Origin of the sequence: Allobosea psychrotolerans, assembly GCF_002917105.1 — a bacterium.
Taxonomy (GTDB): domain Bacteria; phylum Pseudomonadota; class Alphaproteobacteria; order Rhizobiales; family Beijerinckiaceae; genus Allobosea; species Allobosea psychrotolerans.
On sequence record NZ_PQFZ01000004.1, the window covers coordinates 76,801 to 100,503 of the forward strand.

General features: G+C 66.4%; 20 protein-coding genes. 15 read left to right on the plus strand and 5 right to left on the minus strand.

Annotated elements, in window-relative coordinates:
- Positions 1 to 7: 7 nt before the first annotated feature.
- The 4 genes from CYD53_RS08455 to CYD53_RS08470 form a co-directional block, all read right to left on the minus strand.
- Positions 8 to 3,205, minus strand: coding sequence for a chemotaxis protein CheB (locus tag CYD53_RS08455; protein ID WP_103717637.1), 3,198 nt, complete (start codon positions 3,203 to 3,205; stop codon positions 8 to 10).
- A gap of 632 nt (positions 3,206 to 3,837) precedes the next feature.
- A complete protein-coding gene (locus tag CYD53_RS08460) occupies positions 3,838 to 4,488 on the minus strand; it encodes a hypothetical protein (RefSeq protein ID WP_103717638.1) in 651 nt (216 codons plus the stop codon).
- A gap of 184 nt (positions 4,489 to 4,672) precedes the next feature.
- A complete protein-coding gene (locus CYD53_RS08465) occupies positions 4,673 to 5,578 on the minus strand; it encodes an alpha/beta fold hydrolase (protein WP_103717639.1) in 906 nt (301 codons plus the stop codon).
- 18 nt (positions 5,579 to 5,596) lie between these two features.
- Positions 5,597 to 6,232: a DUF2239 family protein gene (locus tag CYD53_RS08470; protein ID WP_103717640.1), complete on the minus strand. Its 636-nt coding sequence runs from the start codon at positions 6,230 to 6,232 to the stop codon at positions 5,597 to 5,599.
- 106 nt (positions 6,233 to 6,338) lie between these two features.
- Here CYD53_RS08470 and CYD53_RS08475 point away from each other — a divergent pair, with 106 nt between their 5' ends.
- Entirely contained in the window at positions 6,339 to 6,671 is a 333-nt protein-coding gene (locus tag CYD53_RS08475) for a GIY-YIG nuclease family protein (RefSeq protein ID WP_103717641.1), read from the plus strand.
- On the opposite strand, the gene CYD53_RS08480 is transcribed toward CYD53_RS08475, so the two are convergent.
- Positions 6,668 to 7,147 carry an Lrp/AsnC family transcriptional regulator gene (locus CYD53_RS08480; protein ID WP_245928148.1) on the minus strand — a complete coding sequence of 160 codons (480 nt, stop codon included), beginning with the start codon at positions 7,145 to 7,147 and terminating at the stop codon, positions 6,668 to 6,670. The two genes, CYD53_RS08475 and CYD53_RS08480, sit on opposite strands and share 4 nt — an antisense overlap.
- 118 nt (positions 7,148 to 7,265) lie before the next feature.
- Between CYD53_RS08480 and CYD53_RS08485 the strand changes: the two genes are divergently transcribed.
- The 14 genes from CYD53_RS08485 (at position 7,266) to CYD53_RS08550 (ending at position 23,586) form a co-directional block, all read left to right on the plus strand.
- Positions 7,266 to 8,462 carry a diaminopropionate ammonia-lyase gene (locus CYD53_RS08485; RefSeq protein ID WP_103717643.1) on the plus strand — a complete coding sequence of 399 codons (1,197 nt, stop codon included), beginning with the start codon at positions 7,266 to 7,268 and terminating at the stop codon, positions 8,460 to 8,462.
- A gap of 11 nt (positions 8,463 to 8,473) precedes the next feature.
- The gene (locus tag CYD53_RS08490) at positions 8,474 to 9,103 is read left to right on the plus strand and encodes a glutathione S-transferase family protein (protein ID WP_103717936.1); all 630 of its coding nucleotides are present in this window, start codon (positions 8,474 to 8,476) and stop codon (positions 9,101 to 9,103) included.
- Positions 9,100 to 10,263, plus strand: coding sequence for a M20 aminoacylase family protein (locus CYD53_RS08495; protein ID WP_103717644.1), 1,164 nt, complete (start codon positions 9,100 to 9,102; stop codon positions 10,261 to 10,263). Before CYD53_RS08490 ends, CYD53_RS08495 begins: the two co-directional genes overlap by 4 nt.
- A gap of 136 nt (positions 10,264 to 10,399) precedes the next feature.
- Positions 10,400 to 11,908 carry a lyase family protein gene (locus CYD53_RS08500; protein ID WP_210202308.1) on the plus strand — a complete coding sequence of 503 codons (1,509 nt, stop codon included), beginning with the start codon at positions 10,400 to 10,402 and terminating at the stop codon, positions 11,906 to 11,908.
- 329 nt (positions 11,909 to 12,237) lie between these two features.
- Positions 12,238 to 13,170 (plus strand): dihydrodipicolinate synthase family protein, encoded by a 933-nt coding sequence (locus CYD53_RS08505; protein ID WP_103717646.1) that lies wholly within the window; start codon positions 12,238 to 12,240, stop codon positions 13,168 to 13,170.
- A complete protein-coding gene (locus CYD53_RS08510; RefSeq protein WP_103717647.1) occupies positions 13,167 to 14,336 on the plus strand; it encodes a mandelate racemase/muconate lactonizing enzyme family protein in 1,170 nt (389 codons plus the stop codon). Before CYD53_RS08505 ends, CYD53_RS08510 begins: the two co-directional genes overlap by 4 nt.
- A 29-nt stretch (positions 14,337 to 14,365) precedes the next feature.
- Complete coding sequence (locus CYD53_RS08515; RefSeq protein ID WP_103717648.1) at positions 14,366 to 15,643, plus strand: ABC transporter substrate-binding protein; 1,278 nt, start codon at positions 14,366 to 14,368, stop codon at positions 15,641 to 15,643.
- Positions 15,644 to 15,829: 186 nt separating this feature from the next.
- Positions 15,830 to 16,735, plus strand: coding sequence for a carbohydrate ABC transporter permease (locus tag CYD53_RS08520; protein WP_103717649.1), 906 nt, complete (start codon positions 15,830 to 15,832; stop codon positions 16,733 to 16,735).
- 10 nt (positions 16,736 to 16,745) lie between these two features.
- On the plus strand, positions 16,746 to 17,576 hold the full coding sequence (locus CYD53_RS08525; protein WP_103717650.1) for a carbohydrate ABC transporter permease: 831 nt from the start codon (positions 16,746 to 16,748) through the stop codon (positions 17,574 to 17,576).
- 15 nt (positions 17,577 to 17,591) lie between these two features.
- Positions 17,592 to 18,719 (plus strand): ABC transporter ATP-binding protein, encoded by a 1,128-nt coding sequence (locus CYD53_RS08530; protein ID WP_103717651.1) that lies wholly within the window; start codon positions 17,592 to 17,594, stop codon positions 18,717 to 18,719.
- Positions 18,716 to 19,708, plus strand: a complete 993-nt coding sequence (locus CYD53_RS08535) for an NAD-dependent epimerase/dehydratase family protein (RefSeq protein WP_103717652.1) — start codon at positions 18,716 to 18,718, stop codon at positions 19,706 to 19,708. Before CYD53_RS08530 ends, CYD53_RS08535 begins: the two co-directional genes overlap by 4 nt.
- Complete coding sequence (locus CYD53_RS08540) at positions 19,648 to 21,396, plus strand: SMP-30/gluconolactonase/LRE family protein (protein ID WP_103717653.1); 1,749 nt, start codon at positions 19,648 to 19,650, stop codon at positions 21,394 to 21,396. The genes CYD53_RS08535 and CYD53_RS08540 overlap by 61 nt, the downstream gene beginning before the upstream one ends.
- Entirely contained in the window at positions 21,393 to 22,157 is a 765-nt protein-coding gene (locus CYD53_RS08545) for an SDR family NAD(P)-dependent oxidoreductase (protein ID WP_103717654.1), read from the plus strand. Before CYD53_RS08540 ends, CYD53_RS08545 begins: the two co-directional genes overlap by 4 nt.
- 4 nt (positions 22,158 to 22,161) lie before the next feature.
- Complete coding sequence (locus CYD53_RS08550; protein ID WP_181011766.1) at positions 22,162 to 23,586, plus strand: FAD-binding oxidoreductase; 1,425 nt, start codon at positions 22,162 to 22,164, stop codon at positions 23,584 to 23,586.
- Positions 23,587 to 23,703: the final 117 nt, after the last annotated feature.

Genomic DNA, 23,703 nt, shown 5'->3' on the forward strand with positions numbered 1-23,703 from the left:
AACGATTTTACTGAAGCAATCGTTCCATGGGCGTCGACAGGCGCACGATCAGCCCCTCCGCCTTCCAATCATAGACGAGCACGCCTCCGAGCTGGCCCTCGATGCTGCGGCGTGCGAGCAGGCTCCCGAACCCCTGCCCAACCGGCGCACCAGCGATCGTCGGCCCGCCGCGCTCCTCCCAGATCAGCGACAGAGCACCCTTCTCAACCGACCAGGAGATGGCGATATGACCGTTCGGGGACGATAAAGCGCCGTATTTTGTGGCGTTCGTCGCCAGCTCATGCAGAACCAGCGCAAGGCTGGTGACCGCCTGCCCGCCAAGCGGGACGCTTGGGCCGTCGACCGTGACGCGCTCCCGATCGCCGTCCTGTTCGCGATAGGGCGATGCGATCGCCGTCACCAGCGCATCGAGCGTCGTGCCAGTCTTGATCGCTTCGCCGCCCCCGCCCAGTGCCGGGATGATCAGTTCATGCGCGCGCGCAAGGGCCTCGAGCCTGCCCCGGATCGCCTTGGCCATGTCCTGCGGTGTGCCGGCCGAGCGCGCGCTGAGCGAAACCACGCCATTGGTGACCGCGAACAGGTTCTTGATCCGATGGTTGAGTTCGCGGACCAGGAGATCCTGCGTCTCTTCCGCCTTCTTGCGCTCATTGATGTCGATGAAGGTGATCACCACGCCATCGACGACATTGTCCATGGTGCGGTAGGGCCGCATCCGCATCAGGAAGCTCATGCCGTGGTGCTTGATCTGGACCTCGCGCTCGACGACCGAGAGTGTGCGCAGGACCTGGCGCGCATCGTCCTCGATCTCGTCATAGCCGAGCAGCGAGGTGATGTCGGTGATCGGGCGCCCGCGATCGCTGTCGCGCAGATGGAAGATATCGGTCATCTTCGGCGTGAAGCTTTTGATGCGCAGATCGCTGTCCAGGAAGCTGGTGGCGATCTCGGTGCTGTCGAGCAGGTTCTTCAGGTCGCTGTTGAGATGCGTCAGCGTCTCGTTCTTGCTGACCACCTCGGCATTGACGGTCTGAAGCTCCTCGTTGATCGACTGCATCTCCTCCTTCGAGGTTTCCAGCTCCTCATTCGATGACTGCAGCTCCTCATTGGCAGATTGATATTCTTCCGCCGCGATCCGCCTCTCCTCGTTGACCGTCTCCAATTCGTCGATCGCGGCTTGGAGCTGCATCCGCAGCGTCAGCAACTCCTGCTCCATGGCGGTCGTGGCTGCGGTCTCGCTTGCGCTCGTCGCCTTCCGGCTCCGGTTGAGGGCGCGAATGCCGTCATCGCGAAAGGCGACGACGCATAGCCCGCCCTCCGCGAGCGGCTCGATGATGACGGTGACGGCCCGGCTCTGGCCGTCGATCCTGATCGGTACGGCCTCATGCACCGCCGCCGCCTTCCTGGAGAGCGCCTGCTGCAGCGCGCTGCGCACCACCGGCCGCAAGGCCTTTCGCAGGATGCCGAAGAGGTTGAGGCTCGCCACCCCCGAGGACGGCTCGAGATAATGCCCGGCCTCGCCGCCGGAAAAGCGCAGGATGTCGTGGTGCCTGTCGATGACGACATAGGCGGGGGAGTATTTCTCGAGCATCCGGCGCGCGCTCTTGTCGATCCGGTCCTCTCCCGGATTGGCCGCCGGCCCGGCGGATGGCGGCGCCCGGATGGCAGAAGATGGTACATGCAGCGCGACCTCCGGCAAGGTCGCGGCCGCATCCTCGCGCCGGAAGATGCGGTGCTTCTTGTCGCTGTCGGCAAAGAGCCTGCTCTGGCGCGTCATGCTTTCCGACGGCCCGAGAAACAGCATGCCGTCGGGCTTGAGCGCGTAGTGGAAGGTTTTCAGCACGCGATCCTGCAGGGCCGCATTCATGTAGATCAGAAGGTTGCGGCAGGAGATCAGGTCGAGCTTGGAGAAGGGCGGATCCTTGGTGACGCTGTGGGTCGAGAACACGCACATCTCGCGGATCAGCTTCACCGGGCAATAAGCGTCGCCATCGGGTGAAAACCATTTCGCCAGGTGCTCGGGCGTCAAGCCGGTGATCTTGCGGTAGCGTGCCTGGCGGGCGAAGGCGATCGCGGCATTGTCGATATCGGTGCCGAAGATCTGGACTCTCACCGCGCTCGGCTGCTGCGCGATGATCTCCCGCACGAGGATGGCAAGCGAATAGACCTCCTCCCCCGTGGCGCAGCCCGGCACCCAGATCCGGACCGTGTCGTTGTCGCGCTGGTCGCCGGCAAACTTCGGCGCCAAGGCGGCCTGCAACGCCTTGAAAGCCTCCGGGTCGCGGAAGAACTGGGTCACCCCGATCAGGAGTTCGCGGAAGAGCAGGTCGATCTGGGCCGGATCGTCGCGCAGACGGGCGATGTAGGCCGGGACTTCATCGATCCGCAGCACCTGCATGCGGCGCTGGACGCGGCGAACCAGGGTCTTTTCCTTGTAGTGGACGAAGTCATGGCCGATCTGGACACGCAGCAGGGCGCTGATCGCAGCCAGATGTCGGCCTGCGTCGCGCCGTGTTCCATCATCGTCCTTGCGCGATGCGACCACGCAGAGATGGCGCTGATGGTCGAGCAGGCGCGCCGGCATCTGCTCGACCGGCATCACCTCGTCGACGAAGCCGGTCGCCGTGGCGCTTTGCGGCATGCCGCTCATCGCGGTCTGGTCGAACTCCGCCTGCGCCAAGGTCAGGCCGCCATGCTCCTTGACCGCCGACAGGCCGAGCGCGCCGTCATTGCCGGTGCCCGAGAGCACGATGCAGACGGCGTTCTCGCCCTGGTCCTCGGCAAGCGAGGTGAAGAACGTATCGATCGGCCGGCGCAAGGCGCGCGGCGGTGCGGGTTTGGAGACCCGCAAGCGACGGTCCCGGAGGATCAGGGTGGCGTCAGGCGGAATGACATAGACCGTGTTTGCCGCCGCGATCACGCCGTCCTGCGCCTCCAGCACGCACATGCCGGTCGCCTGTCCCAAAAGATCGGTCAGCATGCTCTTATGGTCGGGCGCCAGATGCTGGATCAGCACGAAGCTCATGCCGCTCTCCGGCGGCATGCTCGTCAGGAAGGCCTTGAACGCATTGAGCCCGCCGGCCGATGCGCCGATGCCGACGACCAGGCCGTGGCCGTCCGGCGACGCCTTCGAGGCGCTCGGCTCGGAAGGGCGCAGGCTCGCAGCCTTTCGGGCGGCTTCGATCGTGTCGGTGCGGCTCTGCTGATTCATGAGATCCGCCTGGGGCTACGCATATGCGGCGATGGTAGCGCGCGAAGAAGGAGGCCGCTTGCCGAAAGGCGCTCCCTTGCAAAATCCTCACGATGTTCGAAATGCCAGGCCGCTTCGTCCCCCGACCGGAGGCACCCTAGACCCAAGTTTTACCGGGGTCCATCGCTAGACGCTGTTAGGGACTCTGGGGCTGATTTGACGCTGGCGATTTTGCGCGAATGCTAGGAGTTCGAGGACGCAAACCTTCCGGTTTGCCAGGAAGAACGACGCCGCAGTCGCGCAAAATCGCCGCGCCCTACGGGTGAGGTGAAAACGGCGGAGCTGCAGCGTCGCATCGCTTGCCGATACCTAGGGTATCGCCTACGCAATGCTCCTCCCATCTCCGGCGTTTTGACCTCACCAAATCATCCCCAGAGTCCCTAACAGCCTCTAGGCTTCATCGAGGCGGCGCGTGAGGGAAAGCGGCGCTCTTTCCGTGGGAGATGCAAGGCCTCGAAGGGGCTGGGATGTGCTGGTTCCAGCTCGGGGAGCTAGAGCTGTTTCCGATCCGATTGGATCGTTCAACGGCCCTAGCTTTTCGTCTTAACGCGTTGTCTTCACGCGAACCGGTGTCCACTTCGCGCGAAAACGCTCTAGGCTCGCTTGAGCAGCCACGTGGTGAAGCGCTCGTGGAGTTGGTTCAGCATGCGAACCATGGGGTCGTTTTCGATGATCGGCCCGCCGCTCAAAGCGAGGCCCAGGCTGCCACCCGTCCCTCTCGTGATGCTTTGGGGAAAGGTCAGCAGCGTCTTGCCGGTTCGGGCGTCGATCACGTCGATGCTTGCGGTCAACGTGTTCTCATCGCCGGACTGTCCCGATAGCAGGATCGCCCCGAAGCGCGCATTGCCGTCGAGGATCAGGGCGTCGTGCATCGAGACGACGATGCGCACGGGCCGTGTTCCGTGAAACTGGCCTTGAAGCGGCCCGGTGAACGAGGTCTTCACGCGCTGGGAGAACTGGCTGGCGACGTAGGCGCGATACTCTTCGAGCGGCAGGGCGGGCTCGATGATCTGCTGGGGGAGGCCGCGCTCCTCGCTCGGCTTGACGATGATCTCCAGCCCTTTGAGCTTCCTGAAGTCGTGCGCGACTGACATCCAGCCGGAACGCGCTACGGGTGCGACGATGCCTTCGACCGAGACCACCTTCCATGTCTTGATTTCATCGACCGAGAGCGGAGGCACACTCGTTACGCAGCCGGCGAGGGCTACCGTCAACGCCAAGGCAAAGAGGCGACGTGTCAGCATGAACGGTATCTCCCCATACCCGCCTCCGGCGGGCCTCAGGAGGCGGGCTTATCGACCAGCCGAATACGCGCATAGAGGGTGAAACGCCTGCGATGCCGCTTGTTGCGCAGTGTGTCCGCTTCACAACACAGGCGGGGGCGCTTCGCATTTGTCGGCGATCGGCGGCATTCCGGCGTGCTGTCCTTCAAGCCTTCTGCGGCCGAGCGCTGTGCGCGTTTTCGGCGATCTCCCGAGCCACCCTGTCGTAAAGTGGCGCGGGCAGGTCGTGGCCCATGCCGTCGATGATCATGAGGCGGGCGCCGGCGATCGAGGCCGCGATATCCTCGCCGGCCGCCTTTGGGACCAGGGGATCATCGGCGCCATGCACCGCCAGGGTCGGTGCGGTGATGCGGCTCAGGCGCGGGCGCAGATCGCCGGTCGCGGCGATGGCGGCGATCTGGCGGCTCGTACCGGCTGGATCATAGGACCGTTCCAGCTCGCTCATGATGAGTGCGCGATGGGCCGTCTCGTCGAAGGGATAGCCCGGACCGGCGATACGACGCGCGAAGGCAAGGCTGTGGGCGAGATATCCCTCTAGGTCCACTGAAGGGGCCGGTGCCGGTCGCATCAGCATCGCCATGACCTCCGGCGCCGCCCTGGGAAGCTCGGGATTGCCGGTGGCGGACATGATTGCGGCGAGTGAGAGGATGCGATGCGGATAGGTGCTCGCAACGATCTGCGCGATCATCCCGCCCATCGAGCGGCCAACCAGATGGGCCTGCTTTATTCCCAGCGCGTCGAGCAGGCCGAGCGTATCGCCGGCCATGTCATCGAGCGCATAGGGAACCGTAAACGGCCGTCCGCTGGCGGCAGCCGCCGACAGGGCGGCGAAATCCGGGGCGGGATGGTCGCGCAGATGCGTCGACAGGCCGGCATCGCGATTGTCGAACCGGATCACGCGAAAGCCCTGCACTGTCAGCCTGTCGCAGAACTCCGGACTCCATCGCAGCATCTGCGTGCCCAGGCCTGCTATCAGCAGGATCACCTCGCCATCGACCGGGCCGAAGCTTTCATAGGCGATGGTGAGGCGGTTGGTTTCGACATAGGGCATGGCCCGGCGAGCCTTTCCTCAGAGTTCGGTCGACGGGACGTGCTTGCCCCAGGCCAGGCGCAGCGTGTGGCCGCTGATGTCCTTGGGCCAGGTCGCCATATGCGCTTCCATGCGGCGCCGGTCGTCGGCAAATAATGCGCGCGCCGCTTCCTCGAAGCCGGCGAGGTTGCCGGCCATCGCCGACATGAAGCGATAGGCCGTTTCCCGCGCCATCCGTCGCTGCTGGCTCGCGCCGCCGGCGCGCCTGGCCTGCTCGACCAGACGCCGCAAGGTTGCTGAAGCGCCGCCTTGCTGCGCGGCGAGCCAGTCCCAATGCCGAGGCAGCAAGGTCACCTCGCGAGCGATCACGCCGAGTTTCGGGCGGCCCTTGCCGCGCGGTCCGGCCGCCGTCTCCTCCTGCGTCTGCAGGGGCTGGGCCTGCGGTGGCGCCAGTCGCGCGGCGAGCGCGGGCAAGCGCGCGATCACATCGGCCTGGGTGCCGCGCAGATCGAAATCGATCGCTTGTCCCGAGGCATCGTCGAAGACGAGCAGGGGCAGGAGCGAGCCGCCATCGACCGCCTCTTTCACCGCGGCGGCGACCTCGCTCAGGGAGCCCGAGGCCAGCCGTCGGGTCCCTTCGAAGGCGGTGCAGGATATGGCGGGATCGTTGGACATGGCGGGTTTCCGAGTTTTCTCACTTTATATCCGGGTAAAAATACTCTATGTCAATATCACCCGGGTGATATTGAGCGCGGGATTTTGACTGGTGAAGGAGAGCGGCATGCGCGCCGAGGACAGGAAGGCGGCCGTTGCCGCTTACAAGGAACGCAAGCTCATCAGCGGAATCTATCTGATCCGCTGCGCGGCGTCGGGAGAGGCCTGGATCGGCGCATGCGCCGAGCTGAGCACCATCCAGAACCGAATCTGGTTCACGCTGCGCTTCGGCAGCCACCCGAACAAAGCCCTACAGCAATGCTGGGCCGAGCACGGGGCCGAGGCTTTCTCCTTCGAGGCGCTCGAGCGGCTGGAGGAGGACGATCCCTATATCCGGACTGGGCGGCTCAAGGAGCGGGCCGCGCATTGGTGCGAACGGCACAAGGCGGGGCGAGTCTAAGTCACCGGGACGGCAAGGCCCGCCTTGACGCGGTCCATGGCGACGAAGGTGCGAAACTTGCGGATATTGGCGTTGTCGAAGAAGAGCCGGCGCGTCAGCGCCTCATAGGCCGCCATGCTCGGCACCAGCACGACGAGCATGAAGTCGACATCACCCGTCACATAATAGCATTGCTGCACCTCGGGCGCGGCCAGGAAGCGGCGCTTGGCTTCGTCGATGTCCCCGGCGGTTTCGCTGACGAGCTCGACCTCGACGAAGATCGTGATGGGATGGCCGAGCGCGGTGGGATCGACGATCGCGACATTGGCCTGGATGACGCCGGACTGCTCCATCCGCCGGATCCGGCGCTGCACGGCCGGCGCCGACAGGTTCACGCGTTCGCCGATCACCCGCTGCGGGGTGGTGTTGTCCTGTTGCAGGATCGCGAGAATGGCCCGGTCGAAGGCATCGAGCGGATGGGTCGGATTCTCGGGCACGGCGATCCTACAAAACAAACTTGCCACGAAACAAACTTGCATCGAGCGCCTCGGATTGCAGCGCCTTTTTCGCGCCGCTTGCAATATTCCTTCGAGACCCCATTCAAGCGAGGTCGCGATGTTCCTGCTCAACCAGCATGCCGATTACCGCAGCGGGCTTGCGCCCGTCGATGCCGAGACGCTCGGCGGCGCGGGAGCCGACGCGATCGGGCGCCATCTCGCTGCGCGCAGCGACCATGCGGTGACGCCGCTCCATGCTTTGCTGGGGCTTGCAGCCGAATTGGGCATCGGGGCCTTGCATGTGAAGGATGAGGGCCATCGTCTCGGGCTCGGCAGCTTCAAGGCGCTGGGCGGGGGCTATGCCGTGATCAGGCTGGTGCTGGAGGCCGCCGAAATGCGGCTTGGCCGGAGCCTGGGCGAGGATGCGTTCCGGGAGCCGGAGGTTCGCGCCGTCGCCGCGGGCATGACTTTCGCCTGCGCCACCGACGGCAATCACGGCCGCTCGGTCGCGCAGGGCGCGCAGCTCGCCGGGGCCAAGGCGGTGATCGTCGTCCATGGCGGCGTCAGCGAGGAGCGGATCGCGGCGATAGCCCGCTTCGGCGCGCAGATCATGCGCGTCGCCGGAACCTATGACGATTCTGTCGTCGAGGCCGCCCGGATTGCAGGGGAGAAAGGCTGGATTGTCGTCTCCGACACGTCCTGGGACGGTTATGAGCGCATCCCCGGCCTCGTCATGCAGGGCTACACCGCGCTCGTGCGCGAGGCCTTGCAGCAGCTTCCCTCCAAGCCGACCCATGTCTTCGTCCAGGCCGGCGTGGGCGGGATCGCAGCGGCGGTGGCCGCGCATCTGGCGCTGGTGTTGGGCGAGGAGCGGCCGGTCTTCACCGTGGTCGACCCGGCCCGCGCCGCCTGCATCGTCGAAGCCGCCCGCGCCGGCCGGCCGGTCAAGGTGGCCCATGGCGAGCCCACGGTCATGGCGATGCTGGAGTGCTACGAGCCGTCCCCCATCGCCTGGCGCGTGCTGTCGCGGGTCGCGGACGCCTTCATGACGGTCGAGGATGCGGATGCGGTCGCGGCGATGAACCGCCTGGCCCGCCCCGGAGCAGGGGATCCCGCTATCGTCGCCGGCGAGAGCGGCTGCGCCGGCCTGGCCGGGCTGATGCGCGCAGCAGCGGATCCGGCCATCCGGTCGGCGCTTGGTCTCGACACCTCGTCGCGCGTGCTGGTGATCAACACGGAAGGTGCGACCGATCCTGAACGCTATGCCGAGCTCGTCGGGCTGACGCCGGCCGAGGTCGCGGGCAAGGTGGCGTGATGCCCGACAGCCTGACGCTGCTGTACCAGAGCCATTCGCCTTATGCCCGCAAGGTGCTGGTCAGCGCCCATGAACTCGGGCTCGCCGACAGCATCGCTGTCGTCCATCACGAGACCAGCCCGACCAACCGCAACAATGCCGTCTTTGCGGCCAATCCGTTGGGGAAAGTGCCGGTGCTGCTGACGCCGGATGCCGGTGCACTCTTCGATTCGGTCGTCATCTGCGATTATCTCGACCGGCTCGCCGGCACAGGCAGGCTGATCCCGCGCGAAGGGCCGGCGCGCTATGAGGCGCTGCGTTTGCAGGCCTTGGCTCAGGGCCTTTGCGATGCAGGCATCGCGCTGCGCTGGGAGACGCTGCGGCGCCCGGAAGCCCTGCGCTACCCGCCCTTGGCGCAGGGGCAGGCAATGAAGCTGCTTGAAGCCTATGAGCATCTGGAAACGCAAGTCGAGCTCGGGGCGCGGATCACCATCGGTGAGATCGCACTGGCAACGGCGCTGGCCTGGCTCGAATTCCGCGACCTGCCCGGGTTCCGCACGCGCGCGCCGCGGCTCACCGCCTGGCATGACGATTTCTGCCGGCGGCCCTCGATGCGCGCCACGCCCTATGACGGCGAAACGCAGGATGGAGGACCGCAATGACGAGGCTCGATCATGACGCGCTGGTGGCCGAGATGACCGCCTGGCGGCGCGATCTCCATGCCCATCCCGAGCACGGCTTCGAGGAGAACCGCACAGCCGCCTTCGTCGCGGCCAAGCTGCGCGAATTCGGCCTGAGCGAGGTCGCGGAAGGTGTCGGCGGCACCGGCGTCGTCGGCACGCTGACATGCGGCACGGGCAACCGGGCGATCGCGCTGCGGGCCGATATGGACGCGTTGCGCATCGCCGAGCAGGGCGACCATGCCCATCGCTCCCGGACGCCGGGGGTGATGCATGCCTGCGGACATGACGGGCACACCGCGATGCTGCTCGGCGCCGCGAAAATGCTGGCGGAGCAAGGCGGCTTCGACGGCACCGTGCGCTTCGTCTTCCAGCCGGCGGAGGAATGGGGCAGGGGTGCGCTCGCCATGCTCGCCGACGGGCTCTTGGAACGGTTCCCCTTCGAGGAGATCTTCGGGCTGCACAACATGCCCGGCCTCGCCATCGGGCAGTTCCAGACCAAGGCGGGGCCGATCATGTCGGCCGAGGATAATTTCGAGATCGTGCTCAAGGGCGTCGGCGGCCATGCGGCACGTCCGCAGATGGGCAATGAGGTGCTCGTCGCCGCCTGCGCGCTGGTCACCAACCTCCAGACCATCGTCTCGCGCCGCCTGAGCCCGACCGATATCGGCGTCGTCTCCGTCACCGAATTGCTGACCGACGGCACCCGCAACGCCCTTCCGGGCCTCGCCCGCATCCTTGGCGATGCGCGCAGCTTCCGGCCGGAGATCAGCGCCAGGATCGAAGAGCAGATGGGCATCATCGCCCGGGGCACCGCGCTGTCCTACAACGTCACCGCCGAGATGACCTATACGCGCGAATTCGTGCCGCTGCTGAACGACGAGGCCCTGGTCGAGGAGGCCTTCACCGCTGCGCGTGGCGTCTTCGGCAATGCGGCGGTGACGACGGCCCGCGAGCCGATGACCGGCTCGGAGGATTTCGCTCGCTTCCTTGAGCATGTGCCGGGTTGCTTCGCCTTCGTCGGCAATGGCGAGGCGTCCTCCCCGTTGCACAACCCGACCTACGACTTCAACGATGAGGGCCTGATCTTCGGCGCGCGCTTCCATGCCGCGATCGCACGTCAGCGCCTGCCCGCCGTATAGGCTTTTCGCCCGGGCAGGGCGGAACTCTCTTTGGCACATTCGCCAGAGGCTGTAGCTTCCACTCCGAACCGCGCCCTGGTCGCGCGACCGGAGCGGAATGCGGTCTGGGTGTGATAGCCTAGGGAGGACAAGAACCATGCTCGGAACAAGAACGGCCTTTGCGGTGCTGCTGGCTGTTGCTTGCGCGGCCCCGGCCAACGCGCAGTCGGCGCCGAAGCACGACGAATTCTATTGGCTGGGCGAGATCAACAAGGCGAGCGCCGTCATCAATACGGATGAGGGGCTGCTCGACCCCGCCCTCGCGCCACGGATCGCGGCGGGCCTCGACAGCATGCTCAAGGCGGCGGAGAAGCCCGGCGCCAAGCGGCCGACGCTGGTCATCACCTTCGAGCCGCTGCTGATCGAAGCCGCCGGCGTCGAGGCGACCCTGCTGCATGCCGGCCGTTCGAGCCAGGACATGCTCGCAACCGTGCGTGCGGCGATCATGCGCGACGAATTGCTGCGGCTGGACGAGCGGCTGCGCAAGGTCACGGCCACCATGGTCCGGCTCGCCGAGAAGCATGCCGGCACCATCGTGCCGAACTACACCAACGGCGTCGCCGCCCAGCCCAACAGCTACGGGCACTACCTGCTGGGCCATGTCGCGGGGCTCGATCGCGATGCGCAGCGCCTGCGCGAGGCTTTCGCCCGGTTGGACCGCTCGCCGATGGGCACGACCGTGCTGAACGGCACCAACTGGCCGCTGAACCGGAACCGCATGGCGAGCTATCTCGGCTTCGCGGAGACGGTCGACAATGCCTATGACGCAGCCCAGATCGCCGCCGCCGAAATGCCGGTCGAGGTCGGCGCGCTCGCCACCAGCATCGCCCTGCATGCCGGCGCCTTCATCGAGGACGTCATGACCCAATATGCACAGCCGCGCCCCTGGATCCTCTTGGCGGAAGGCGACGGCAACACCTATGTCTCCAGCGCCATGCCACAGAAGCGCAATCCCGGCCTGCTCAACAGCACGCGCAGCCAGGCCTCGAGCGTGATCACCTCGGGGATCGGGCGCGTCATCCAGGCCCACAACATCCCGCCCGGCATGAGCGACGCAAAGAGCGTACGCGACAATGCCGCGGTGATCACCGGCGCTATTGCGATGCTCGATGGCTGGGACCGGATCCTGAACGGGCTGGTCATCGATCCCGCCCGCGCGCTCGAGGAGCTCAACAGCGACTGGACGGCCTCCCAGGAAATCGCCGATGTGCTGATGCGCACATACAAGCTGCCCTTCCGCGTCGGCCATCACTTCGCCTCCGAAGTCGTCGACTACGCCAAGGCGAACACTATCCGGCCCACGGATTTCCCCTATGCGGAAGCCCAGCGGATCTACAAGGCCACGCTGAAGGAGATGAATGTGACGGGTTCGGAGTTGCCGCTGAGCGAGGCGGAGTTTCGCGCCACGCTCGATCCCGTCGCCATTGTCCGCAACCGTGCCACCGCCGGCGGGCCGCAGCCTGCCGAGATGGCGCGCATGCTGGGCTTGGCCAAGCAGAAGCTCGCGCAGCAGGAGCAATGGAGCAAGGAGCGGCGCGGCAGGATCGATAGCGCGCTTGCCGCGCTCGACCGTGATTTCGCAAAGGTCCTGGAACGCGCCAAATGACGGCGGAACGCCGCTGAGAATCCCTCTGCCCCTTCTCTAACTGAGTTCCCGCCTTCCGCGTCCTTCCGGGCTGCCTTCCGGTCGCCCCGGAATAACGGCGCGGTTCCGAGCGCAAGCAACGCGCTGTCGCCGACGCCCTCTGCGTGGCCTCCCGCGTTCCCCATCGCCAACCTCGAATCGCAACCTCGGCTTCGGCAGCCTCGACGACGCTCCTGTCGCCGAGGCTGCCGGGGACCGCCGTGACGCGGCTTGACCTGATCGGGGGCGCAAACTACGATCCATATACAATAACAATCGATCCAACATATGGATCAACGGGAGGTTAGGTCGTGTTGCAGGGCATCCTTCCGGTGCTGCCGACGCCATTCACGGCGGAAGGTGGCATCGATGCCGCCGCCATGGCGCGGGTCACCGATTTCGCGCTTGGCGCCGGTGTGGACGGCGTCGTCTTCCCCGGCTTCGCCAGCGAGGTCGACGATCTCACTGCGGCGGAACGGGCGGCTTTGCTGAAGGTCGTGGTCGAGCGTGTCGCCGGCAGGGTTCCGATCGTCGCGGGGGCCAGCGCCGCCAGCGTCGCGGAGGCGGTCGGCCATGCCCGGGAGGCGATGGGTTTCGGTGTCTCGACCGTAATGATCCAGGCGCCCAGGAGCGTCGGCGCCGGCTTCGAGGCCGTCGCCGCCTTCTACAGGGGCATCGCCGACGCGGTGCCCGGCCTCGAGATCGTCCTGCAGAACGCGCCGGCGCCGCGCGGCTCGGATCTGAAGCCCGAGACGATCCTCGACATCGTCCGCGGCAACCGCGCCATCACTTATGTCAAGGAGGAGACGCTGCCCTCGGGGCTGGCGATCTCGGCGCTCATCGCCGGCAAGCCTGCCCATCTCAAGGGCGTGATCGGCGGCGGCGGGGCGCGCTACTTCATCGACGAATATAATCGCGGTGTCTGCGGCGCGATGCCGGCGGTCGAGCTTTCCGATGTCCATGTCGCGATGGACCGCGCCTTCCGCGCCGGCGAGATCGCTCGTGCCCGCGAACTCTATATGCGCACGCTGCCGCTGCTGGTGATCCAGGCGAATTTCCGCATGGCCTTCACCAAGCATGTGCTGTCGCGGCGCGGGGTTCTCGGCAACCGGGTCGTGCGCGCCAAGGTGCCTGACATGGACGCCCATGACCTCGCCGAGATCGACGCCTGGCTCGATGCGGCGGGCGATCTGATGCAGGCGACGGCTCCACCCGGCATGCGTGTCGCCGGAGCGCGGAGATGAGCGAGCGGGTCGCCAAGGTCGAGGTCTTCTCGATCACCATCCCGCGCGACGTGCCCTATCTCGGCGCGCTGCGCGAGGGCGAGACCGTCAATGCGCGCGGCTATGTCGTGCGCAAGGGCAACCGCACCGTCTATCCCGTGGTCGACCGTACTGTGGTCGTGCGCGTGGAGACGACGGGCGGCGCGGTCGGCTGGGGCGAGACCTATGGCATCGTCGCACCCGGCGCCGCGATGGCGATCATCGACGATCTGCTCGGACCTTTCGTCATCGGCCGCGATCCGCGCGATGTCTGCGTGATCCATGACGGTCTCTACGATCTGATGCGGGTGCGCGGCTATACCGGCGGCTTCTATTGCGACGCGCTGGCGGCGATCGACATCGCGCTCTGGGACATCTGCGGCAGGCTTGCAAACCTGCCATTGGTCAAGCTGCTCGGCGGGCAGCGCCATGAGCGCCTGCCGGCCTATATCTCCGGCCTGCCCAGGCCGACGCGCGGCGAGCGCGCCGATTTTGCGGCTGAGTGGCGGGCGCAGGGCTTCGACAGCTTCAAATTCGCCGCGCCCGTCGCCGATGACGGTGTGGTCGCGGAGATGGAGAGCTTGCGCGCGCGGCTCGGGCCGTCAGCGCGCATCGCCTGCGACATGCATTGGGTCCATGGCGGCGAGGAGGCGGTCGCGCTCATCAAGGCGATGGAGCCGCATGGCCTCTGGTTCGCCGAGGCGCCGGTCAAGCCCGAGGATATCGACGGCCTCAGCCTCGTCGCCGCCCGCGTCGCGACACCGATTGCGGCGGGCGAGGAGTGGCGCACGGTCTATGACCTCGTGCCGCGCGTGGCGCGCCGCGCCTGCGCGATCGTCCAGCCCGAGATGGGGCACAAGGGCGTCACCGAGTTCATGCGCATCGGCCTTTACGCCCAGGCGCATCATCTCAAGCTCATTCCCCACGCCACGATCGGCATCGGGCTGTTCCTGGCCGCGAGCCTGCACGCCAGCTCGGCCCTGGCCGCGGTCGAGTGCCACGAATACCAGCACTCGATCTTCGAACCCAATCGCCGCCTGCTCGTCGGCGACATGGATTGTCGGCAGGGCCTCTACAGCTTGCCGACAGGCGCGGGCCTGGGCGTCGAGCCGTCCAAGGCCGCGCTGGAGCTTCTGCGCAAACACTAAGAACAAAATAGGACCGGGGAGGTCACGTCATGCCGAGGACAAGGTTGTTTCTATCTGCTGCCGCGGTCGCCCTGGCGCTGACGGCGGGGTTCGCATCGAGCGCCGCTCTCGCCCAGGGCAAGGTGCTCAAATTCGTCTCCTGGCAGAAGGATGAGCGCGGCGTTGGCGATTGGTGGGGCTCGGTCATCAAGGAGTTCGAGGCGACCCATCCAGGCGTCAAGATCGAATGGACCAAGGTCGAGCGCGGCGCCTATGCCGACACGATGACGACGCTCTTCGCCGGCGGCAAGCCGCCCGACATCGTCCATCTTGCTTCCTTCGAGTTCCAGAAATTCGCGGACAACGGCTGGCTGGAGCCGCTCGACGGCTACATCAAGGACGCCAAGCTCGACATGAAGGGCTGGGCCGGCCAGGACACCTGCGTCTTCAACAAGCAGACCGTCTGCACGATGATGCTCTATTTCGGCTATTTCCTCGCCTATAACGAGGAGATGCTCAGGAAGGAGAGGCTGGAGGTCCCGAAGACCTACGCCGAGTTCCTGGCGGCCGCGCGCAAGCTCACCAAGGACCTGAACGGCGACGGCATCATCGACCAGTTCGGCACCGGCCACGAGACCAAGGGCGGCGGCGGCCAGTATATGAGCGAGATGATGAACTACACGCTCGACGCCGGCGGGCGCTGGACCAATGACGCCGGCAAGGTGACGATCGACACGCCGCAGATGGTCGAGGGGCTTTCCCGCTGGAAGACCATCGTCAAGGACAGCCTGACGCCGCGTGATCTCGCTGCCGGCGAGGTCCGCCAGATGTTCGCCGATGGCAAGATCGCCCTGAAGACGGACGGGCCCTGGCTCTGGCCGATCATCCAGAAGGGCAAGGCCAAGGACCAGATCAAGCTCGCCATGTCGCCGTTCAGCCCGCCTGTCGGCGGTTCCTCGAACGTGCTCGGCATCGCCAGCGACATCCCCAAGGACAACAAGAAGCTGGTCTGGGATTTCATCCAGATCGCGACCTCCGACAAGTTCCAGAGCAGCTATGCGACGCTGGGCGCCTCGCCGCCGCCGAGCCCGCGCGCCGACGTCTCGGCCGCTTCCAAGGAGACGCCGCATTTCGACCTGCTGGTCCAGGCGACCAAGGCGGCGGCCGACGCCAAGGTCGACCGTATCCCCAAGGGCCTGGAGCTCGTCTTCAACGAGTTCGCCAAGATGGTCATGGAGGAATCGCAGCGCATGATCATCCAGGATCTCGATCCGAAAATCGTGGCAGCGACGATGCAGCGGAAGGCCGAGGCGCTGCAGAAGCAGTGAACTTCCCTTCTCCCCTTGCGGGAGAAGGTGCCCCGAAGGGGCGGATGAGGGGTGGCCGTGCGCTGTCTGGTTGGCTCTGCGATCCGCCAACCCGCGAGGGCGGCGCGACCCCTCACCCCAACCCTCTCCCGCAAGGGGAGAGGGGGTATGTCGCGCCACACGCTTCGACAGGGAGAAGCCCCGACCATGCCCAGAGCCGCAATCCTGGATCTCGCGCGCCCGAGCCGGCGGCATTGGCTCGGCTATCTCCTGCTCGCGCCGGCGGTGCTGCTGATCGGGTTGATCATCGTCTACCCGCTCTTCGTCTCGGTCGATCTCTCATTCCAGAACGTCAACATCGCCAGGCTCGACCAGCCGCGCCGGCCCTTCACCACGGCCAATTACGAGCGCCTCTTCGCCTCCGAGGATTTCTGGAACGCCTGCTGGGTCACCTTCAAGCTCGTCGTCATCGTCAGCACCGGCTGCTTCCTGCTCGGCATGGCGACCGCGCTCCTCGTCAACAACCGCTTCAAGGGCCAGGCCCTGGCTCGCCTCCTCGTCGCCTTGCCCTGGGCCGTGCCCGAGGTCATCGCCGTCGTGATCTTCGCCTGGCTGTTCGATTCCTCCTTTGGCCTGATGAACTGGATCTTCATCAAGCTCGGCCTGGTCGACACCACGATCAACTGGTTCTCCTCACCCAGCGCCTCCTTCGCCGTCGTCTGCGTCGTCATGATCTGGAAGGGCTATCCCTTCGTCTCGATCATGCTGCTGGCCGGGCTCCAGTCGATCCCGGAGGATTTCTACAACGCTGCCCGCGTCGATGGCGCCAGCGCCTGGCAGCGCCTGCTCAACATCACCATCCCTTCGCTGATGCCGGTGCTCGGCGTCACGCTCGTGCTGGTGATGCTCTGGGTCTTCCGCGACTTCTCGATCATCTACGTGCTGACCGGCGGCGGCCCGCTGAAGGCGACGCAGAGCCTCTCGATCATGACTTATGAGCAGGCCTTCGGCTTCTTCAAGATGGGCTACGCCTCGGCCATCGGCGTCATCACCCTGATCGTCTGCGTCATCGCCAGCCGGCTGATGATCGCGCGCGCGCCGGACACGATGTGAGGACGAGGCCATGAAACGAAACCGCCTCGACAGCGTCCTCCTCTACGCCACGGCGATCCTCACCTGCGCGCTGTTGGTCTTCCCGATCTACTGGCTCGTCGTCACCGCGCTCTCCGAGCCCGACCAATTGCGCCAGTTGCCGCCGAAATTCTGGCCCGACAGGCCGCGCTGGGGCGTCTTCGCCCAGATCCTGGCGGAGCGGCCGATCCTGCAATGGCTCGGCAATTCGGCGCTGGCTGCGATCGGCGCCGTCACCTTGTCGATGACGGTGTCGGTGCTGGCGGGCTACAGCCTGTCGCGCTTCAAGCTCCGCGGCGGCCAATCGCTGGGCCTGTTCATCCTGACCGCGAAAATGCTGCCGGCGACGCTGCTGGTCATCCCGCTCTTCGGCATCTTCAGGCAGCTGGAGCTGATCGGCAGCCTGTGGTCGATCATCCTGGCGCATGCGACGCTGATCATCCCCTTCACCACCTGGATGCTGAAGGGTTATTTCGACACGATCCCGCGCGAGCTCGAACAGGCTGCGATGGTCGATGGCTGCTCGCCGCTCGGCGCCATGGTCCGGGTGATCCTGCCGGTCTCGGCGCCGGGCCTGGCGGCGACTGCGCTCTACGGCTTCGTGCTGTCCTGGTCGGACTACGCCTATGCGCGCACCTTCTTGACCAACGCCCAGACGAACTGGACCGCCAATCTCGGCATCACCACGATGAAGGGCGAATATGTCAGCAACTGGAGCGACATATCGGCCGCCTCGATCCTCGTCGCCCTGCCGATCCTGCTGATCTACCTCTTCCTCGAACGCTATCTCGTCGGCGGCCTCACGGCCGGCTCGGACAAGTAAGGACCAGGACCGACCATGGCCGGCATACGCATCGAGCACGTCACGAAATCCTATGGCGGGCTCACCGTTCTCAAGGATTTCTCCCTCGATATCGCCGACGGCGAGTTCGTTGTCCTGGTCGGCCCCTCCGGCTGCGGCAAGTCGACCATGCTGAAGATCCTCGCCGGGCTCGAGGAGGCCTCTTCCGGCAAGGTCACGATCGGCGAGCGCGACGTCACCGACCTTGCGCCGGGCGATCGCGACATCGCCATGGTGTTCCAGAACTACGCGCTCTATCCGCATCTGACCGTGCGCAAGAACATGGGCTTCGGCTTGAAGATGCGCGGCACCGAAGCCGGCGAGATCGACCGGCGCGTCACCGCGGCCGCGAAAATCCTCGGCATCGACCATCTGCTCGATCGGCGGCCGCGTGCATTGTCGGGCGGTCAGCGCCAGCGCGTCGCGCTCGGGCGCGCCATCGTGCGCGAGCCGCTCGCCTTCCTGATGGACGAGCCGCTCTCCAATCTCGACGCCAAATTGCGCGTCCATACCCGCGCCGAGATCAGCGCCCTGCACAAGCGCCTCGGCGTCACCACCATCTATGTCACCCATGACCAGACCGAAGCCATGACGATGGCCGACCGCATCGTCATCATGAAGGATGGCGAGATCCAGCAGATCGCCCATCCCGACACGATGTTCCGCGAGCCGGCCAATCTCTTCGTCGCCGGCTTCATCGGCTCGCCGGGGATGAATTTCCTGCAATCTCCCGTGACCTCGGCCGGGAATGGCGCCAAGGCCTGCCTCTTCGGCCAGGAGGTGCCATTGCTGGTAGCGAATGCCTCGACGCTTGCGGGGCGGGATGCCGTCTTCGGCCTGCGGCCGGAACATATCTCGGCTGGGCCGGGCCCGGTCAGCTTCGAGGTCCAGCCGCGGCTGGTCGAAAGCCTCGGCAGCGAGCAATATGTCTATGTCGACCTGCCGCCGGAAAACCGGGTCGGGCAGGCGCCGCATGCGGCCGCCGAGGAGGATGGCCGCGGCACTGCCCTGATCGCGCGCTTGATCAATCCTGACGGCCGGCCGCTCGCCGAGCGCTTGACGCTCTCCTTCGATCCGGCCCGGCTGCACGTCTTCGACGCGGTGACGCAGGAGGCGATCCGGTGACCGTCGCGGCGCGGATTCTCGTCACCGGCAGCGCCGGTCGCGTCGGTTCGAAACTGGTTCGGCGCCTGCTCGATGCCGGCCGCGAGGTCACGGGCTTCGACCTGCGCCCGGCCGGGATCGAGCACCCCGCCTATCGCGACGTGCTCGGCGGCTTCGACGACCGGGCCGCAGCTTCGGACGCGGTGAGCGGCGCTGAGGCCATCCTCCATCTCGGCGCTTTCATGTCCTGGCTGCCGGCTGACGGCGACAGGCTGTTCCGCGCCAATGTCGAGGGCACGCGCGTGCTGCTGGAGGAGGCCGCGCGCGTGAAGCCGCGTCGCCTCGTCTTCGCCAGCTCCGGCGAGGTCTATCCCGAGACCGTCCCCGACTATCTGCCGCTCGACGAAGATCACCCGCTGAAGCCGCGCTCGCCCTATGGCCTGACCAAGCTCCTGGGCGAGGAGCTCGTGCGCTTTTTCGAGCGCGTCAGCGTCGTGCCCGCGACGATCCTGCGCTTTTCGCATACGCAGGATGCGGCCGAACTGCTCGATCCCGAGAGCGTTTTCTCCGGCCCGCGCTTCTTCCTGCATCCGAAGATCCGGCAGCAGGAGAGCTTCGGCAACATGGCCGCCGTCGCCGTGTTGAAGCAGGCCGATGACGGCCGCGAGGCGCTCGTGCTGTCGCGCAACGAGGCGGGCCGCCCCTTCCAGATGCACATTACCGACACCCGCGACATGGTGGACGGCATCCTGCTCGCGCTCGACCATGAGGCGGCGGCCGGCCGGACCTATAATCTCGGTGCGACCGAGCCCGCCGATTTTGCCGCAGCTTTGCCGGGGATGGCGGAGTTGACGGGGCTTCCCCTGAAGACCATCGACCTGCCGGGCAGCGGCGTCTTCTATCGGACGTCGAACGCCAGGATTCGGACTGAACTGGGATATGAACCGCGATGGACGTTCGACCGCATGATCGAAGAGGCGGCACAAGTGCGGGCGAAGCGCACGTCCTGAAACCGGACGAACGCGACGTTCCGATCGGCGCGGCAGCCCTGGCCAAGGGCCTCTATCTGCTCGACGTGATCGGGGAGGCGCCTGCGCCACCGCGTTTCAAGGATCTTCAGGCTGCGACCGGCCTGCCCAAGGGCACGCTCGCGCGCCTGCTCAACACGCTGGTGCTGTTCCGGCTCATCCGCCAGGAGGACAGCGACAACACCTATCGGCTCGGGCACCGGCTGTTCGAGCTGGCGCACCGCGTCTGGGAATCCTTCGATCTGCGCGGCGCCGCTGCTCCCGTGCTCGAACGCCTCGCCGACGAGACCCGAGAGACGGCGGCGCTCTGCGCGATCGACAATGACGAGGTGCTTTATATCGACCAGCGCAGCCGCGGTGGCGCCTATGGCTTCCGCATCGAGATCGGCCGGCGCGCGCCGCTGCATTGCACGGCCGGCGGCAAGGCCCTGCTCGCCTTCGCCCAGCCGCACGAGCAGCGCGCCATCTTCGACCGGATCAGGCTCGAGCGCTTCACCGAGGCCAGCTTCACGCAGGAGGACGCGCTGCTTGCCGATCTCGCTCTGACGCGGGCGCGCGGCTATGCGGTCTCGCTCGAGGAGCATGTCGCGGGCGTCTCCTCGGTCGCCGCGCCGATCTTCGATCATACCGGCCGTGCGGTCGCCGCGATCGGCGTGTTCGGGCCGAGTTCGCGCCTGACCAGCGAGCGCCTCCACGTCACCGGGCGTGATCTGATGGCCGCCGGCCGGCAGATTTCCGGCAATGTCGGCGCCACGCCGATGAACATCACGCCGAGCACGCGGTCTGGCCGCGCCACCGATCCGCAGGTCGAATGCGTGCTGCCCTGGGGCGCGCATCTGGCGGAAGGACCGGTCTGGTCGGCGCGGGAGAAGCGGCTCTACTGGGTCGATATCCTCGCCCCCTCGGTCAACCGCTTCGACCCCGCGACGCGGGCCAATGAGGAGGTCATGTTGCCGCGCCTGGTCAGCGCGGTGGTCGAGCGCCGCGGCGGCGGACTTGTCGCCTTGACGCAGGACGGGCTCGAGGCTTTCGATTTCGCCAGCGGCGCGCTGAGCCCCCTGGTCGATCCGGAGGCCGAGATTCCCGATAACCGTTTCAATGACGGCAAATGTGACCGGCGCGGGCGTCTCTGGGCCGGAACGATGCGGCTCGATGCCAGCCGCACCAGCGGCTCGCTTTATGCGATCGCGCCCGATCTCACCTGGGAGCGCCGGGAAAGCGGCCTGACCGTCGCCAACGGCCTCGACTGGAGCCCGGACGGGCGGACCTTCTATTTCGCCGATTCCGCGCCGGGCCGCATCTACGCCTATGATTTCGACATGGAGACGGGCCAGCTCGCGCGTCGCCGCGTTTTCGCCGAGATCGATGCCACCATCGGCCGCCCCGATGGTCTTGCCGTCGACAGCGAAGGCTTCGTCTGGTGCGCGGTCTGGGACGGCTGGTGCCTGCACCGCTACGCGCCTGACGGAGTGCTGGCGCGCGAGGTCCGCCTGCCGATTCCGCGCCCGACCAGCGTCGCCTTCGGCGGCGACGATCTGAAGACGCTGTTCATCACCAGCGCGCGCGTCCGCTTGCCGTCGCGCATCCTGGCGGAGGCGCCTTTCTCCGGTGGCCTGTTCACGTTGCCGGTCGATGTTCCCGGCCTGCCGGCTTCGGAATTCGCGGCATGAGCGCGCAGGCGATCTATCCCGATCTCGCCGGCCGCGCCGCGCTCGTCACCGGCGGGGCAGACGGGATCGGTCGGGCGATCGTCGTGGCGCTTATTCGCCAGAAGGCCAGGGTCGCCTTTCTCGACCAGGATCGCGAGCGCGGCGAAGCTCTGGCTATGGAGTTGGCTGAGGCCGGCGGAACGGTCTCGTTCCAGCCCGTCGATCTGCGCGACATCGCCGCGACGAAAGGAGCGATCATGGCGGCGCGCGAGGCCTGCGGCCCGTTCTCGATCGGCGTCAACAATGCCGGCCATGACGAGCGTCATGCCTTCGAGACCGTGACATCAGAATATTGGGACGACCGTTTCGCGGTGAATCTGCGCCCGATGATGTTCGTCGCCCAGGCGCTTGCTCCCGATATGCGCGCGCTTGGCGGCGGCGCGCTGATCAATCTGAGCTCGACCTCGTGGATGAAGGGATCTCCCCACATGATCGCTTACACGACCGCGAAATCAGCGGTGCTCGGCTTCACCCGCTCGCTGGCGCGGGCGCTGGGGCCTGATGGCATCCGGGTCAACTGCGTCACGCCCGGCTGGGTGATGACCGAGCGCCAGCGTATGCATTGGGTCACGCCGGACAAATGGGAAGCTGCCCAGCAGGCCCAGGCGATCAAGGGGGAGATCCTGCCGGAGGATATCGCGGCGATGGTTCTCTTCCTCGCATCGGACGCCGCGCGCATGTGCACCGGCCAGAACTTCATCGTCGATGCCGGTACGGTCTGATCCGATGTCGCCGCTCGCCGAGCTCGCCGGGAGGCTCGACCCGTCCTGCGTGCTGGCTGCGCCCGAGGAGATGGCGCCGTACCTCGGCGACTGGCGCGGCCGCAGGCGTGGTCGCGCCCTGGCGGTCCTGCGCCCGCGCTCCGTCGCGGAGGTCTCGACGATCCTGCGTTGGGCCTCGGCGACGCGCACGCCGATCGTGCCGCAAGGCGGCAACACCGGCCTGTCCGCCGGCGCTACGCCCGATGCGAGCGGCCGATGCGCCGTGCTCTCGCTGGGCCGGCTCAACCGCATCCGCTCGGTCGATACGGAGGGCGACAGCGTGACCGCTGAGGCGGGCTGCGTGCTGGCGCAGCTTCAGCAGGAGGCGGCCAAGGCCAACCGGCTGTTTCCCCTGAGCCTGGGCAGCGAGGGCTCCTGCCAGGTCGGCGGCATCGTTGCGACCAATGCCGGCGGCATCAACGTGATCCGCTACGGCACGGTGCGCGACCTCGTGCTCGGTCTCGAATATGTGCGCGCCGACGGCGCCGTGATCCACGGCTTGAAGCCGCTGCGCAAGGACAATGCGGGCTATGCGCTGCGCGATCTGCTGATCGGCTCGGAAGGCACCCTGGCCGTCATCACCGCGGCGTCGTTCAGGCTCTTCGCCAGTCCGAAGGCAAGCGCGACCGCGCTCTGCGGAATCCCGGATCCGACGGCAGCGATCCGGCTGCTGGCCATGCTGCGTGAGGTTGCCGGCGAGCGGATCTCGAGTTTCGAGCTCATGTGCGATGCCGAAATGGGCCTGACGCTCGATCTCCTCGGCGGGGCGGCGCTCCCGTTCGGTGGCCGCTATCCCTGGTATGTCTTCATCGAGATCGCCGACAGCGCGTCGGATGCCGCCATGGAGCAGGTTCTGACGCGCGCGCTGGCGCTCGCTTTCGATGCCGGTGTGTTGAGCGATGCGGTCGTCGCGCAGAGCGGCGCCCAGGCCAAGGCGCTCTGGCATCTGCGTTTCGCCGTCTCGGAAGCCAACAAGCGCGCGGGCCCGAGCGTCTCGCACGACACCAGCGTCGCGACTGCGGATGTTCCCCGCTTCATCGCAGCGGTGCAGGGCGCCGCTGCGGAGCGCTTCCCGACCGCGCAGCCCCTCTTCGTTGGCCATGTCGGCGACGGCAACATCCACGTCATTCTGCTATTCGGGAAGGGCGGGTTCCAGGATGATGCGGCCTTCGCGGCGCTGGCCGCGAGCGTGAATGCCTGCATCTTCGAGATCGTCAGCCAGTTCGGCGGCAGCATCACGGCCGAGCATGGCGTCGGCCGTTCCCTTGTCGGCGCATTGCGCCGGGCCACCCAACCCGAGACGCTCGAACTCATGGCCGGAATCAAGAACGCCTTCGATCCGCTCGGCATCCTGAACCCCGGCGCGGTCCTGGAGCCGGAAGAAATCTGAATCCGGCTCTCATCTAAGAGCGAGAGCAGGATGCGAGAAACCGGTTCCCATTTTTTCGCATCCTGCTCTCGTCGCACCGCTGTCCTGATGGCGTCATGCGAAAACCCGCTGCGGATC

Coding starts and splice junctions, on each gene's coding strand:
- CYD53_RS08530 (WP_103717651.1), top strand. CDS start 17,592: ATGGCCGGCATACGCATCGAGCACGTCACGAAATCCTATGGCGGGCTC.
- CYD53_RS08465 (WP_103717639.1), bottom strand. CDS start 5,578: ATGCCCTATGTCGAAACCAACCGCCTCACCATCGCCTATGAAAGCTTC.
- CYD53_RS08510 (WP_103717647.1), top strand. CDS start 13,167: ATGAGCGAGCGGGTCGCCAAGGTCGAGGTCTTCTCGATCACCATCCCG.
- CYD53_RS08515 (WP_103717648.1), top strand. CDS start 14,366: ATGCCGAGGACAAGGTTGTTTCTATCTGCTGCCGCGGTCGCCCTGGCG.
- CYD53_RS08470 (WP_103717640.1), bottom strand. CDS start 6,232: ATGTCCAACGATCCCGCCATATCCTGCACCGCCTTCGAAGGGACCCGA.
- CYD53_RS08545 (WP_103717654.1), top strand. CDS start 21,393: ATGAGCGCGCAGGCGATCTATCCCGATCTCGCCGGCCGCGCCGCGCTC.
- CYD53_RS08455 (WP_103717637.1), bottom strand. CDS start 3,205: ATGAATCAGCAGAGCCGCACCGACACGATCGAAGCCGCCCGAAAGGCT.
- CYD53_RS08495 (WP_103717644.1), top strand. CDS start 9,100: ATGACGAGGCTCGATCATGACGCGCTGGTGGCCGAGATGACCGCCTGG.
- CYD53_RS08460 (WP_103717638.1), bottom strand. CDS start 4,488: ATGCTGACACGTCGCCTCTTTGCCTTGGCGTTGACGGTAGCCCTCGCC.
- CYD53_RS08485 (WP_103717643.1), top strand. CDS start 7,266: ATGTTCCTGCTCAACCAGCATGCCGATTACCGCAGCGGGCTTGCGCCC.
- CYD53_RS08520 (WP_103717649.1), top strand. CDS start 15,830: ATGCCCAGAGCCGCAATCCTGGATCTCGCGCGCCCGAGCCGGCGGCAT.
- CYD53_RS08540 (WP_103717653.1), top strand. CDS start 19,648: ATGGACGTTCGACCGCATGATCGAAGAGGCGGCACAAGTGCGGGCGAA.
- CYD53_RS08475 (WP_103717641.1), top strand. CDS start 6,339: ATGCGCGCCGAGGACAGGAAGGCGGCCGTTGCCGCTTACAAGGAACGC.
- CYD53_RS08550 (WP_181011766.1), top strand. CDS start 22,162: ATGTCGCCGCTCGCCGAGCTCGCCGGGAGGCTCGACCCGTCCTGCGTG.
- CYD53_RS08500 (WP_210202308.1), top strand. CDS start 10,400: ATGCTCGGAACAAGAACGGCCTTTGCGGTGCTGCTGGCTGTTGCTTGC.
- CYD53_RS08525 (WP_103717650.1), top strand. CDS start 16,746: ATGAAACGAAACCGCCTCGACAGCGTCCTCCTCTACGCCACGGCGATC.